Origin of the sequence: Sorangium sp. So ce321, from assembly GCF_051530195.1 — a bacterium.
In the GTDB taxonomy this organism is placed as follows: Bacteria; Myxococcota_A; Polyangia; order Polyangiales; family Polyangiaceae; genus Sorangium.
This window is the reverse complement of the sequence record NZ_CP150329.1, coordinates 4,398,893-4,413,078: the sequence shown is the minus strand read 5'-3', so window position 1 is coordinate 4,413,078 and position 14,186 is coordinate 4,398,893. Positions and strand designations below refer to the sequence as shown.

The window sequence follows — 14,186 nt, the reverse complement described above, 5'->3', positions numbered from 1 at the left end:
CCGCGGAGCGGACGCCGCGGTTCGGGGCGGAGCTAGTGGCGCTGCGGGCGGTGGTGCGCGGGCCTGACGTGCGCGAGCTTGAGGTGCGCCGCGGCGCGGGGCAGCGCGGGCGCGCGCGGGCCAAGGCGCCGTGACGGGAGCGCGCGCCCCCTGCGCGCCGCGCGATCGCGCTCCGCCCGCCGCGGCCCGAGGGGGAGGTCGACGATGAACGCCGCGCCGCGGCCGAGCTCGCTCTCCACGCGGATCGCGCCGCCGTGCGCGCGCGCCGCGGCGTGCGCGATGTACAGGCCGAGCCCCAGGCCGCCGAAGCGCTCCACCGGGACCGCGCGCTCGAAGCGCGCGAAGATCCGCTCCTGGTCCTCCCGCGCGATCCCCATGCCGTGATCGCGCACGATGAGCCGCGCCCACAGGCGCGTCGCGCGCACCTCGACCGAGATCGGTTTGTCCTCGCCGAAGGTGATCGCGTTCTTGATCAGGTGGAACGCCATGCGCTCGAGCTGGGACCGATCCCACAGGCCGATCACCGCGCCCTCGGCCGCGACCGCGATGGCGCCGCGCGCGGACGGCCGGTGCGCGACGGCGGCCGCGACCACCTCGCGGACCAGCGCGGCGAGGTCGACCCGCTCGCGGGCCGGGTCGCGCTGGAGCGGCTCGGCGCGCCGCGCCTGGAACATGTCGTCGCACAGCCTGGCGAGCCGGCCGAGCTGACGGTCGAAGACGGCCAGCATCGCCGCCGCCCACGTCGGGGTCTTCTCGGGCTCCTGCTCGCTCATGCGCTTCGTCAGCTGGAGCTGCAGGAGGAGCGAGGTGAGCGGCGTCCTGATCTCGTGCGCGGCGAGCACGAGGAAGTCCTCCCGCAGCCGGGCGATGTCGTCCCCGACCGGGGCGGCGGGGACGAGATCATCGAGGTTGTCGCAGCGCGCGGTCATGGCAGAGCCTGCTGGGGGGAGTTGACGTGTGCTTCCGCGTGTTCGGCAAAGCATGACGCGTGCCGTCGACGGGCGTTCGCCGATTGGCACTTTCCGCGGCAGGAGAGGCCCACGTCTGCCGAGCGGACGCGCGTCAAGACGTCGGTTTCTGGCCTCCCCTGCCCGCCGACTGCGCAAATCCCCGCTGTCAGAGAGGTTCCGGGCAGCGACGCCTCGGGCGGCACCGGAGCGCCGCAGGGGAGCGGCGCAGGCCAGTCCGGGTCCACCCTTGCTTGCGGGTCAGGTCCCGTGGAGCAGCTTCTTGCCCATGCAACACCAGAGCGAAGAGCAATACCAGAGCGGAGGGCCAGGAGCCAGGGCCGAGGCCCGCGGATCCATGAGTGAGCTGCACGCGATGCTCAGGGAGTTCGACACTGCCATGCTCGTGACGATCACCCCCGAGGGGCTGATGCGCGGGCGGCCGATGGAGATCCAGGAGCCGGCCGAGGTGATGGACTGCGATCTCTGGTTCGTGACGCGCGAGGAGACGCCGAAGACGGGCGAGATCGCCCGCGAGCACCAGGTCGCGGTCTGCTGCTACAGGCCGCGGGATCGGGCGTATATCTCGATCTCGGCGCGCGCGGTGATCGACAGGAACGAGGAGAAGATCCGGAGTCTCTGGAAGCCCTCGTGGAAGGCGTGGCTGCCTGACGGCCCGGACCACCCCAACGCGGCCATCCTGAAGCTGAGCGTCGAGCGCGCCGAGTACTGGGAGCCCGAGGGCGGGCGGCTCCGGATCCTGTACGAGAAGGCCAAGGCGCTCGTTCAGGGGAAGCCGGCGGACGAGAAGCTGAATCCGCCGAAGCACATCTGATCGACGCGCCGCCGCCGCGCCGCCGCCGCGCCGCCGCCGCGGCTCGGCCGCCCCGCGCCGGGTGAGGCCGGCGCGCCCAGGCAGTGGCGCTCGTGGCGACCCGGCGGGCACCTCGGCGCCTCGCGAGGCCGGCTCAGGCGCGCCGGCGAGCGCTCACCCCGAGCGCAGCGCGGACAGGATCGCCTTCGCGAACCGCGCCACGACGCCGGCGGGCGCGTGCTCGAAGAAGAAGTAGGGCTCGATGAGCTCGAGCTCCATGAGGTGGAGCTCGCCGTCACGGAGAAAGCCGTCCACCCGCCCGTAGACCGGCGCGATGGGGGCCGCGGCGAGCGCTCTCCTGGCGGAGGCGACGAGCCCGGCAGGCGGCTCCCTGCCCTCGATGGCCGCGCCCCACATGTTCTGTGTTCGGTAGTCCCCGTCCCTCGGCTTCTTCAGGACCACGTGTGTCGGCTCGCCCGCGACGAAGAGCACCGACCACTCGCCGGAGCTCGGGACCTCGTCGAAGAACGGCTGCGCGAGCAGCCCCGAGCGCCCGAGGATGTCGCGCGCCAAGGCCTCGATCTCCGGCGCGCGATCGAGGTCCGCGGAGAGCGTCTTCCAGGCCCCGCCGGAGATCGACGGCTTGATCACGGACCGGCGCCACCCTTCGGCCCTGAGCCGAGGGACGACAGCCCGCGCGTCGCTGCCGGCGGGGAAGAACACGAACGGCGCCACGCGCACGCCCGCGTCCCGCAGATCGACGAGATAGGTCTTGTCGTGGTTCCACTTGACGAGCTCGGCGTCGTTGATCGTCCGGACCCCCTGGGCCGTGAGGCGATCCAGCCACGCCACGAAGCGCCGAGGCTCGTGGAAGTAGTCCCAGGCGAGCTTGGGGACCACGGCGTCGAAGGCCGACCAGTCGACGGAGGGGTCGTGGAAGGTGAGCGCGGAGAGCTCGACCCCGAGCTCTGCGAACGCTGCCCGGAGCACGACCGACTCGTCGATCTCCATCGCGGTCGCGCTGAGCTCCGCGTGATTCTGAGCGACAATGAGGGCAACCTTGTTCATCGACGTCATGCAGGACCAGCCTCTTCGAGGGTCGACGGTGCGGGGAGTCAGTAGACGTTATCAGCCTGATCGGGGATGACGGCGCCAGCCTCGTCGAGGCAGGGGCCGGCGACGCCGTCCGCGTCCACGCAGGCGGTGGTCGAGCAGGGGTAACCGGAAGCGAGGTGGCCCCTGGGCTGGATGAACATCGGATTGACCAGCCAGGTGCCGGCGTGGTTCCGGTACGCGTTGCACATCAGCTCTTTCTTGTTGCGGTTGATCGCGAGCCTGAGGCCGGTGGCGTCCTGGAGAAAGCTGAGGTCGGTGTCCGAGTCGCCGGCCCCGAAGACCTGACGCTTCAGCGCGTCCGGGTTCTTCTCGAGCGCGCCAGGGCCCGAGTCGCCGAAGATCACCTTGTTGATCCAGCAGCGCTTTCCTTCGATGTAGGTGATCAGGCTGTTCCCGGTGGACTCGCCGGCGCCGTCGTTGGTGCCGTCGGGGACCGGGCCGCACCCCTGCAGATCGTACGTCAGAGCGCCGCTCTCGGTCGTCACCTGCCGGATGCCGATGACGCGGTCCGCGGCGACGTTCACCATGGCCGCGAACGGCTCGACGACAGATTGCGGAGAGGCCGACACCACCCACACGTCGAACCCGTTCTTCTGCAGCGTGTCGATGAGGTCCCGGATGGGGTCGTAGATCCGGAGCCAGGCGGTCAGCCCCGTCCGCGTCCCCACCGTCTGCACCGAGCCCTCTGCTGCCGCCAGGCTCTCCTCGATCGCCGAGGCGGCGAAGGCCGAGACCTCGTCCGGCGAGTAACCCGCCCCGAGCTGCGCGAGCCAGGCGTACCCGGGCTCGAGGGTGCGGTGGTTGTATCCGGCGAAGGCGGCGTCGCCGCCGCTCGTCTCACCGTCGACGTAAACGCTCAAGATCTCGTCGGCGCAGGCGTCCGCCGCGCTCGTGGGCAGCGGCTCGCCAGGATCCGCGGCCGCGCCGCACGCCTCGCCCAGCGCCGAGACGGCGGCGGCCGTGAGGTAGGGGCTCGTGCGCGCCCAGTTCGCGTCCGGCGGCTGGAGGATCTTGTCATGCAGGAGCATCCAGAACATCGTTGCATCTCCAACGTCGTTCTTGATGACGGTGTTGTCCCAGTCGAACACGGCCACCGGCTTCCGGTCGGTGTCGTAGCCTGGGCTCGAGGCGCCGTGCTCGTCGATCATGGCATCGAGCCGCTGCCGGTTGTCGCCGTACCACTCGAGCGTCGGATCGAGGTCGGGCAACGCTTCGCCACCACCGCTGCCGCCGCTGCCGCCGCTGCCGCCGCTGCCGGCGGTCGACGCGGCGTCGCCGCCGGTGCCCGTCGTGACAGCGGATGTCGTCGCGGAGCTGGTGGTCAGCCCCACCGGCGCCGTGGCCTCGTCGTCGCCGCAATGCAGCAGCAGCAGCGAGAGCGGCGCCACGAGCAACGTGGCGAAGTGAACCCTCAGCGCCTGTCCAAGCATGGAACGATCACCTCCTGAGCCTCAGGAGATACCGTACCAGAAGAGGAGCTCCAGCGTCGCGTGGCCCCGATCACAAGAATTGGAGTAGACCGGTCTTTTCCATCGGCGTGCAGCGCTTCGTCGGCGGCAGCCCCGGGCGCGCTCCGGGAGAGCGCACAGCGTGCGCTGGAGCGGCCGAAGAGGCGGGATCTGGGCGCAGGCGCCGGCCGATTCAGCGCGGCAGCGCGGCGCCGAAGATGCGGCCGAGCGCGGCGGTGAGCGAGTCGTCGTCGTTGCTGCCGACGACCAGCTCGGCGAGCTGCCTGAGCGACTGCGGGCTGTGCCCCATCGCGATCGGGAGACCGCAGGCCTCCAGCATGGGAATGTCGTTCTCGCCGTCGCCGGCCGCGACCATCTCGCGCGCGGAGATCCCGCGGCTCGCGGCGATGAACGCGAGCGCGCGCCCCTTGTCCGTCTCGCTGCGCGTGACCTCGATGTAGTTGCGCTTCGAGCGCGCGACCGCGACGCCGGCGTCGAGCGCCGCGAGCTCCTGCGCGAGCCAGGCGCCGTCGCCGCGCTCCTCGTCCGTTATCAGCAGGATCTTGTCGGTGACGGGGCGGCTCGCGAACCCGACGTCGACCGAGGGCGAGAAGCCGATGATGTCGGCCTCGATACGGACTCGCATGTCAACCGCTTGAACGACCCAGTCGAAGCCCGCGTAGAGGTTCAGACTGACACGCTCGTCCCGCCCATAACGCGCCAGGATGTGCTCGACGGCCGACGCTGGCAGCGGCGAGCGGTCGAGTATCCTGCCGTCGGAGCCGATGACGAGGGCGCCGTTCAGCGCCGCCCACGGGCCGTCGAGGCTCAAGCTGCGGGCGATCTCCGCCACGGAGCGAGGAGGCCGCGAGCTGATCAGCGTCAACAGGACGCCCTGCGCGGCCAACGTCGAGCACAGCGACCGCATCTCGGGAGAGATCGAGTGATCGGACCGCAGCAGGGTCCCATCCAGATCGAAGGCAACGCCGCGCAATGTTCGTGAGGTCATGCTCGCTCTCCTGTCCCCTCACCTTGTAGCCCCTTTCAGCGGGGAAAATTGAACAGGGAGGCGAGGAGACAGGGAGTATCTGGAAGGCTTCCCTCCCCGTCTCCCCGCCTCCCTGTGAATTTTCCGAAGAATTCGAGGGGATGCCTCGGGACTATACCTTGTCGGGGAGGAAGCGCGGGGCCGACATGGGGAACGTCAGATCTTCTTCTTGGGCGGCTCGAACTCGGTGATGGTGTGGAGCGTCTGGTCGACCTTCTCGCCCCGCCTGGGCGGCGTGAGCCCGTCGCCGTGGACCTCGGCGACGATGGCGGTGATGTTGTCCTCCCCGCCAAGCCCATTGGCGAGCGCGACGAGCCGCTGGCACGCGGCCTCGATCGAGGGGGCCTGCTCGATCGCGGTGAGCATCTCCTCTGCCGACAGCTTGTTCGACAGGCCGTCGGAGCACAGCAGCATGCGGTCGCCGCGCCGCAGATCGAGCCGCGCGACGCTGGCCTTGACCTCGGGGTCCAGGCCCATCGCCTGCAAGAGCATGCTCCTCATCGGGTGCCGCTCCGCCTCCTCGGGCTGGATCATGCCAGCGTCGATGAGCGCTTGCACGAAGCTCTGGTCGTGCGTGATCTGGAGGATCTGCCCGTTACGAATCAGGTAGGCGCGCGAGTCGCCCACCTCGGCGACATGCGCCTCCGTCCCGTGCACGCAGATCGCGGTGAGCGTCGCGCCCATGCCATGACGGCCCGGCTGCTGCGAGGCTTGCCATACCTCGCGGTTCGCGCGCTCCACAGCGCGGATGGTGGCCTCGTCCCAGTTGCCGCGCGCCGAGGACATGGCCCGCCGCAGCGCCTCGACCACGAGGGCGCTCGCGACCTCACCCGCGGCCGCGCCGCCCATGCCGTCGGAGACGGCGAGCAGGACGGGATAGGAGGCCTCGAAGGCGACCGCCTGGGCGGGCGGCGCGGTCTTGGCGACCGACGAGAGATGCGCGATGAGGAGCGTATCCTCGTTGTTTTTACGAACGCGCCCGAGGTCGGTAATACCGCAGGCCCTCACCGTGATGTCCTCAGCTCGCTGTGTCGTCGATGTCATGTATTCTCTCCTGTTTCCTTGCTTTCAAACACGAACCCGTCGTTCCCACCGGGCAGCAGGCGACTGAGCGCCGATACGTGCTCGCAGCCGAGCTCCAGCCGCGGACGAGCCAGGCGTCGACTCCCCTGCGACATCACGCCATCGCGCAAGCGACGACGTACGAGCGCTCTGCCCGGGCGAGCCCGGAGATGAGGCGCGCGCGGGCTCGAGCGCAGCGAGCGAGACCTGCCACGCGGCGCGCCGCGAGGTGGGAGGAGGGGGAAAGAGGATCGAGCGCCCGGCTCCCTCCCGAGGAGGAAGCCAGAGCGCCCCGCGGACGTACCCGTCGCCGGGTGGCAGGCTCGTGTGTCGGAGCCTCGTGGAATTCCTGATGCAGATAAGGTGATAACGCAGGAAGTGTTAAGTGGATCGCAATCAAGCTCCACAAGGAGCGTTCGGTGTGCCCTGAGCGCGTCGCAGATCTCCGCCATCGCTACGTCGTCTGGTGCGGCGGCGGGCCACGTCAAGGAGGGCCGCGCGACCTGACCAGCGGAGGCGACACCTTGACCCGGGTTCGGTGGCGGGAAGCGGCCCGCCCCCGGCTGGCCAGCCCGGGGGGCTCCGGGCTGGCCTGACGGATGATCGGGCAACCACGGTCGGACGTGGTCACTGGATCGTCGCTGATCGGGGAACCACGGTCGCATCGGCCGTCATCCGGCCAGTCGGCGGCCGACTCAGGGGATCGCTGCGGACGTGAAAGGAATCGGAAAGAGCTGCCCCGACCTCCACGCCTCGGCATGATTCGAGTAATTGCACGTGCGCGGATCCCCGCTGTTGCCGGTGCTCATCACCCCGAGCGAGCCGTCGAGCGGAGCGAGGTTCCAGATCAGCCGCGTCGCGCTGAGCGAGTCCTGATCGAGCGCGCCGCGCACCCCGCCCGCGGCCTCGAAGTCGCCCGGCGGCAGGCCCAGGATCCCGACCTTCGCGAACCACCCGCCGATGTTCACCGTCTCGACGTCGCCGGTCGCGGGGAAGGTGCCGATGTCGAAGCGCTCGTCCTCGCCCGCGAGCGGGTGATTGTACTTCAGCTCGTGGATCCCGCCCCAGGTCCATGCGCTCACGTCCGCGCCGAGGGCGTCGCGGAGCATCGCGTCCGCCTGAGCGAGGGCGGCGCGGACGGCCTGGTCCCGCGCGGCCCCCGGGTCGACCCCGGGGACGATACCGAAGTACGGGGCGCGCGGGTTCGCGAGCACGTCGATGAGGCCGTTGAGCTGGTTCGTGAGGAACACGTTGGGCGCGAAGAACGCGTACTCGTCGGGCCCGATCACGTCGCTCACCGTGTTGCGCAGCAGGATCAACGTGAGCATCTCGTACACGGCGGCGCCCTGGCTGCTCGCCGCCGCGCTCCCGTCCCACTGCTGCAGGGCCGCCATCGCCGCGGCGGCGCTCGGGTCATCCGCCGGCAGCCCGGCGCGCCCGAGCGCGGCCAGGTAGCTGTCGCGCAGCGGCAGCCCGATCGTCGTCTGGGTATCGAGCTGGATCGACGCCATGTCCTGCGGCGTGATCGGCCCCGTCGCCGTGGTGAGGCGGGTCGCGATCCGCTGCGCGCGCCACGGCATGTCCCAGTAGTTGGCGAGGTGGACCGGCCGCCCCTGCGGCGCGTAGCTCCGCGGGACGATCCGGTGGTTCGCCGTCATCAGGATGTGCGAGGGCGGATCGTAGACCGAGGGCAGCTCGGCGTTGGTCGCGTACCCGGTCCACTCGTGTCCCCCCGTCCCGGGCACCGGATAGAGCGCGTTCAGCGGGCTCTCGCGCTGCGGCGCGAGCCCCGAGTTCTGATAGCCGATGTGGCCTTGCGCGCCGGCGTAGTCCGCGAAGATGAAGTTCCAGCCGATGCTCTGCTTCAGCGCCGCCGTCCTGAACTGCGTCCAGTTCAGCGCCGCCGGCATCTCGAAGTAGCCGTCGACCTTCCACTCCGGCTGACCCGCGGTCGACTTGAGCGCGAGGGTGCCGAACGACTCCAGCCCATCGAGGCCGTCGTTGAGGACCGGGCCGTGGGGCGTCGCGCGGAACGTCCGCTGCACGTCCGCCTGCCCCTTCACGCGGATCGTCTCCACGCGCGTGGTGACCGGCTTCCACTGGCCGTTGACGAGCGCCTCCTCGCCCCCGCCGCTCGCGCCGCGGAGCGTCTCCACGTACAGATCGACGCTGTCGAACAGCGAGTAGGTCGGCACCCAGGCGATGCGATCGGTGTGGCCGCTGATGAACCCGGGGAAGCCGGGCACCATCCAGCCCGCCACGTTGTACTGGCCGCTGATCTTGAGCTGCGCCACGTAGACGGCGGACGGGGTCGAGTGAGGGAAGTGCGGGTCGGTCGCCAGGAGCGGCTTGCCGGTGGAGGTGAGGTGGCCATCGACCGCCCACGCGTTGCTCGCGCGCCCGCTCGCGGGCGCCATGCGCCGGGCCTGCTCGGTGACCCGGCGCGCGCCATCCAGGCAGGTCGGCGGCGGCGGGTTGACGAGGGTCGCCGACGGCGCGGCCGGGCCGGGCGGCACGAGGAACTGCGAGATCGGGTTCAGGTTGCCCTGCGCGTCGAACATCGACACGTCGTCCGGGGCCTCCTTGATCAGCGTCGTCGCGACGTCGGTCCCCGCGATGGAGGCGACCGCCGCGCGCTCGAGCTTCGTGAACCAGGTCAGGGTGTCGAAGGTGACGCCCACGTAGATGTAGGCGAGGACGCTGTCCTCGGGCGTCCACGGAGCCGGCTCGTAACCGAGGGCCTGGAACTCGAGGGGCAAGCCGCTGCTCGAAGCCTTGGCCGTGGAGATGTACTGGTTCACGCCGGCGGCGCAGCCCTGCAGGACGCGCTTCGTCCGGGGGGCGGCGGCCGCGTAGCGCGCCGCCGCGAACGCCGGCAGGTTCTGCGCGCGGGCGAGGAGATCCTGGCCGAGGATGCTGTCACCCTCGCCAGGCCCGTAGATCTCCGCGAGGCGCCCCTGAGCGCTGCGGCGCAGCACGTCCATTTGAAAGAGCCGGTCCCGCGCCATCGCGTAGCACAGGCCGGCGTAACCGGCCTTCTCGTCCCATGCGGTGACGTGGGAGATCCCTTGGTCATCCACACGGATGTACGTCACGCCCAGATCATCGATGGCCACGGCGGTCTGCTCGTCCGCCACCTCGCCCACCTCGCCATCCTGGACGACGCTGCACGCAGCAGCCGACAGCAGGAATGCCACGCCGGTCATTCGCCTCATCATGCCCATCTCCTTCTGCTGGCCTCCTCGCAAAGGCCGCAATTCGCAGTTCACCTTCGCCACGCTCACCCTGCGCCGCCGGGCCGCCTCCGATGCACTCGCGCAGAGAGCGACTGAAGTGCAATATGCCGCCCTAGACGAACCGGACGGCGTTCAACGCGATCCCCGAGAGGCAGCGGACAAAACGAACCGGCGAGCCTCCTACGTTGCCTTCACGCACCTCGGATAAGCTGATACGAACTAACCAATACGATTCGAAAGTCAAGCTCCCCGTGTATTCGCGTCTACCCCGATACAGCCGCACTGTATATCGACACTGACAGACACCCTCCAAAGCGATCTAGGATGCCAGGCTGTAAAGGCAATGCTCGCAAAATCCGCAAGCTAGCACCGGCTCGTAAGCGCGCCACGCCGATGCCGTGCTGAACGCTCCCCGACAGCCGCCCGCGTCGGTCGCGTTGGTCGCGTTGGTCGCGTTGGTCGCGTTGGTCGCGTTGGTCGCGGCGCTCGCACTCGGCACGTCCTGTGCTCCGTTTGTTCATCACGTGGCCGCGTGGCAGCGTGGTGGTGTTGCCGGCGCCGGAAGGTTGCACGCGGCATCCATCGAAGCAAGGAAGCGTCGCCGGGCCGCGAGATCAAGCCTCGAGAGGCCGTTCCCCGCGGCGTTTTACTGCGCGCCGGACCGACGCGGCGCCGCGCTCGTCGCCGGTCAGAAGCCTCAGGTCAACAGCAAAGACATCGTGAGATGCATCAGGAGAAGTCTCGTCGATACAGCCTGGAGCCAGCGTGTCGCTGGCCGGGCAGCACGGAAACGACCAGCCCGCGATGGCCTGGTCGGGCGTCCGTCTGCTGATGGCCGAGGCTCATTGACTATCATGGCGGAGGAGACAGGGCGCGGCGCGAGCACGGAGATGTCGTGTGCACGGACCTGCCTTCCCCGGCGGGCCACGAGCGGGCGTGCCCCCTCCTCGGCGCGTCTCAGGTCCGTACCGCGTCGCCTCGGCAGCTCGGGGCGCGCGCGCCGTCGACCATGCCGCCGTCGTCGAGCGCCGCGCAGATGTCCGTGAAGCTATCGAACGGCGTGCGCGGCACCCCGTCACGGGCGCAGAGCGCGTCGAGCGCGCTGCCCCGCACCGCGAACACGCGGTCGCAGCACCGCGCTGCGGGGTAGTCGAGCCGACCGTCGCCGATGTAGACCGTGGCGGTCTCGCCGGTCGCCGCCTTCAGCTGGTCGAGCACCCGGATCTTGAAGTCGTCCCCGGGGCCGAGAGGCACCGCCTCCGGCACGCTGACCCGCCAGCGCCCGTCGTCGAAGACGGCATCGAAGCAGGAGAACGCTGTACCCGGCGGCAGGAACTCGCGGATGTAGAACGGCAGGCCGTGGCTGATCACGTGGAAGACCCACCCGCGGCGAGCGCAGAGCGCCAGCAGCTCCTCGAAGCCGGGGCGCAGCGCGGCGTGGGGGCGCAGCTCGTCCAGCAGCTCGATCGCGGAGCGCTTCACGTCGGCGTAACCGCGCTGGAGGAGCTCGATCGCCGTGAGCTGGCCGCCGCCAGCAGGCGAGAGCAGCACCTTCCGCCAGTCGTAGCGGAGGTGGGCGTCCCAGATCCGGTTCGTCAGATCGTCGCTGGTGATGGTCCCGTCGAAGTCGCTGAGGATGAGCACGAGCGCTGATTGTGCACGGCTGCGCACCGGACGCCACCGCCGGCTACCTGGCCGGTCGCCGCGGCCGATCGCGAGCCGGTCGGTCCTCGCGGCGCGACGCCGCGGGCCGCCGGTCGCCTGACCGCCGCGCGGCAGCGCGCCGCCGTCGGGTCAACCGATCAAACCGCGACGGGGAACGGGTTCCGCTCGTGGAAGCCGGTCTGGTGGAAATAGGGGTACGCCAGCCTCGTCTTGCTGGCGGCATCCAGCTTTGCCACCTGCTCCGGCGTCAAGCTCCACCCGACAGCCCCAAGGTTCTGCCGAAGCTGCTCCTCGTTCCGGGCACCGATGATCACGTTCGCGACGCTCGGCCGCTGCACCAGCCAGTTGATCGCGACCTGCGGGACGGTCTTGCCCGTCTCCTTCGCCACCTCATCGAGCGCGTCGACCACGCGATAGAGGTACTCGTCGTCCATCTGCGGCCCCATGTCGACGACCAGCTTGTTCCGGAGCCGGCTGACGTCCGGCAGCGGCTGCCCGCGCCGGATCTTCCCGGTCAGCCGCCCCCAGCCCAGCGGGCTCCAGACCACCGCGCCCACCTTCTGGTCGAGCGCCAGCGGCATCAGCTCCCACTCGTAGTCGCGCCCCACAAGCGAGTAGTAGGCCTGGTGCGCCACGTACCGAGAAAGGCCATATTTCTCCGACACAGCCAGCGACTTCATCAGGTGCCAGCCGGAGAAGTTCGAGCAGCCGAGATAGCGAATCTTCCCCGCTCGAACGAGATCGTCGAGCGTGCCGAGCGTCTCCTCGAGCGGCGTGAGCGCGTCGAAGCCGTGAAGCTGGAAGAGGTCGATATGGTCCGTCTGCAGCCGCCGCAGGCTCGCCTCGACCGACCTCACCAGGTGATACCGCGACGAGCCGACGTCGTTCGGCCCGGCGCCGCTCCGGAAGGTCGCCTTCGTGGAGATGATGACCTGATCGCGCCGGCCCTTGATCGCCTGGCCGAGGATCTCCTCCGCGAGCCCATCGGAGTAGATGTCCGCGCTGTCGAACATGTTCATCCCGGCCTCGAGCGAGACATCGACCAGCCGGGTCGCCTCGGCCACGTCGCTCGCGCCCCAGCCCTTGAAGAACTCGTTGCCTCCGCCGAACGTCCCCGTCCCGAGGCTCAGCACCGGAACCTTGAACCCTGACCCGCCGAGCAATCTGAACTCCATCGATCTCCTCCGCTAACCTGGGGGTAACCTCGGAACGCAGGGGAGAGGAATGCCGGATTTCAGACTCTTGCTCCCTTGCCGCGGTCGAAGACGGTAGGAACTCCAACGCGATACGAAAGTCAAGCGTCTTCGTCGCAGCACGCCTGGAATACAGCGCAACTGAAAGCAGGAGCCGCGCTGCACGTTTCCGCCATGTCAGCGAGTGTACGCGCAGGGGCCGGCGATGGCGCGACCGAGCAGGACGGCATGGCTCAGCGGGTCAACAAGGCAGCTCCGGCGCGGCGCGCTGCGGGTGGCCTGGCGCGCGCCTCATCGAGCGACGAGCCCGCCCGTCCATGCGTCGTGGGAAGCGCTCGAGTCGCCCTGGATCGGCACCGGCGGCCCCAGGAAGCGCGGCCCGCGGCCTGACCAGGTGTCGAGAAGCGTGAGCGCCGTGGCGAGGAGCTCGCGCTGCGCGTCGCGGTCGGCGTTCGCGTAGACGCGCCGGTCGGCGGCGTAGCCCACCGCGGGGAAGCCCGCCGCGCGCGCCAGGTACAGCGCGCGCGGCAGGTGAAAGGCCTGGGTGCACACGACCGCATCGCGCACGCCGAAGACGCGCGCGGCGCGCTGCATCGTGTCCAGCGTGCGCAGGCCCGCATGGTCCATGAACACGTCCTCGGAAGGCACGCCCCGGCTCACGAGCCACGCGCGCATGGCGTTGGGCTCGTCGTAGCCGACGTGCCCGTGGTCCCCGGAGACCAGGACGCGCCGCACCTTGCCGGCGCGGTACAGCTCGAGGGCCGCGGCGAGGCGGTCTTCGAGGGCCGCCGACGGCGCTCCGTCCGGCCACACGCGCGCGCCAGGGACGATGGCCACCTCGCCGCGCGGCACGGCGTCGAGCTCGCGGTAGATGTCCGCCGACCGGAGGACCCAGAGGCGCGCGCCGACGAGGGCCGCACCCCCGACGAGCAGCAGGAGCACAAGGGTCACGACCGCGCGATGGGCGAGCCGTCGAGGGCTCGACAGGCCGAGGCGAGGCCAGGTGGGGCGAGGCGCCGGGAGCACGCCCGGCTCAACGCGCCGTCCGGCGCGCGTATTCTGGCGCGGCGGACGGACCTGGCGCGCGATCACGTGACCCAGCGATCACAGCCCCACGTCGCGGCGGAACGCCCGCAGGGCCTCCGCGCTCGCGGAGACGCGGAGGCGCTCCTCACGGGGCATCTGCCCCAGCGTGCGCGTGTGCCCGGCCGGGATGAACATGGGCTCCCAGTGAATGCCCTCGTCACCCCGCCGCTCACAGGCGATCTCGCCGAGGACGCTGCCCGTGTAGATGCGGAGCGTCCGGCCGTCACAATAACATACCTTCTGGACGACGTGCGCCGCGCGCGACTGGCCCGGGGGGATAAGGGAGCAGATCCGGTCCTGCAGCCGCTCCCAGAACGGCTTCACGAGCGGGCCCGGGAAGCCGTTCAGGTGCTCGATGAAGAGCCCGCCGTGCTCCACGAAGAGGGGCACGAGCGCCACCCGATAAGCGGCGATGGCCTTCTCCCGTACGACCGTGTCGAGATCGGAGGAGAGGACCTCGGGGACGTCGAGCCGGAGCAGGCGAAGCGGCGTCGGGCCGTCCTTCCACTCGTGGGCCATGTCCTCGAGCTTGTGCTCGTGAGCGGAGACGAAATAGACCATGACCATCGCC

Annotated in this window: 11 protein-coding genes; 1 reads left to right on the top strand and 10 read right to left on the bottom strand. The window is 70.0% G+C overall.

The window, feature by feature from the left end; translation table 11 throughout:
- Positions 1-32 precede the first annotated feature (32 nt).
- Positions 33-929 (bottom strand): sensor histidine kinase, encoded by an 897-nt coding sequence (locus tag WME89_RS16875; protein WP_438010164.1) that lies wholly within the window; start codon positions 927-929, stop codon positions 33-35.
- A gap of 376 nt (positions 930-1,305) precedes the next feature.
- Here WME89_RS16875 and WME89_RS16870 point away from each other — a divergent pair, with 376 nt between their 5' ends.
- The gene (locus WME89_RS16870) at positions 1,306-1,782 is read left to right on the top strand and encodes a pyridoxamine 5'-phosphate oxidase family protein (RefSeq protein WP_437514291.1); all 477 of its coding nucleotides are present in this window, start codon (positions 1,306-1,308) and stop codon (positions 1,780-1,782) included.
- A 153-nt stretch (positions 1,783-1,935) separates the two neighbouring features.
- Here WME89_RS16870 and WME89_RS16865 read toward each other — a convergent pair whose 3' ends face one another.
- The 9 genes from WME89_RS16865 to WME89_RS16825 all read right to left on the bottom strand — a co-directional run bounded on the left by WME89_RS16865 (position 1,936) and on the right by WME89_RS16825 (position 14,176).
- The gene (locus WME89_RS16865) at positions 1,936-2,829 is read right to left on the bottom strand and encodes an ATP-grasp domain-containing protein (protein WP_438010163.1); all 894 of its coding nucleotides are present in this window, start codon (positions 2,827-2,829) and stop codon (positions 1,936-1,938) included.
- A gap of 47 nt (positions 2,830-2,876) precedes the next feature.
- Complete coding sequence (locus tag WME89_RS16860) at positions 2,877-4,307, bottom strand: haloacid dehalogenase-like hydrolase (RefSeq protein WP_438010162.1); 1,431 nt, start codon at positions 4,305-4,307, stop codon at positions 2,877-2,879.
- A 211-nt stretch (positions 4,308-4,518) separates the two neighbouring features.
- Positions 4,519-5,334, bottom strand: a complete 816-nt coding sequence (locus WME89_RS16855; RefSeq protein WP_438010161.1) for a Cof-type HAD-IIB family hydrolase — start codon at positions 5,332-5,334, stop codon at positions 4,519-4,521.
- A gap of 195 nt (positions 5,335-5,529) precedes the next feature.
- Positions 5,530-6,417: a PP2C family protein-serine/threonine phosphatase gene (locus WME89_RS16850; RefSeq protein ID WP_437626249.1), complete on the bottom strand. Its 888-nt coding sequence runs from the start codon at positions 6,415-6,417 to the stop codon at positions 5,530-5,532.
- 713 nt (positions 6,418-7,130) lie between these two features.
- Entirely contained in the window at positions 7,131-9,653 is a 2,523-nt protein-coding gene (locus WME89_RS16845; protein ID WP_438010160.1) for a penicillin acylase family protein, read from the bottom strand.
- A 975-nt stretch (positions 9,654-10,628) separates the two neighbouring features.
- Positions 10,629-11,315 (bottom strand): HAD-IB family phosphatase, encoded by a 687-nt coding sequence (locus WME89_RS16840; protein WP_438010159.1) that lies wholly within the window; start codon positions 11,313-11,315, stop codon positions 10,629-10,631.
- Between the two features lie 158 nt (positions 11,316-11,473).
- Entirely contained in the window at positions 11,474-12,511 is a 1,038-nt protein-coding gene (locus tag WME89_RS16835; protein WP_438010158.1) for an aldo/keto reductase, read from the bottom strand.
- 309 nt (positions 12,512-12,820) lie between these two features.
- Positions 12,821-13,480: a SanA/YdcF family protein gene (locus WME89_RS16830; RefSeq protein ID WP_438010157.1), complete on the bottom strand. Its 660-nt coding sequence runs from the start codon at positions 13,478-13,480 to the stop codon at positions 12,821-12,823.
- A 153-nt stretch (positions 13,481-13,633) separates the two neighbouring features.
- A complete protein-coding gene (locus tag WME89_RS16825) occupies positions 13,634-14,176 on the bottom strand; it encodes a non-canonical purine NTP pyrophosphatase (protein ID WP_438010156.1) in 543 nt (180 codons plus the stop codon).
- Positions 14,177-14,186 lie beyond the last annotated feature (10 nt).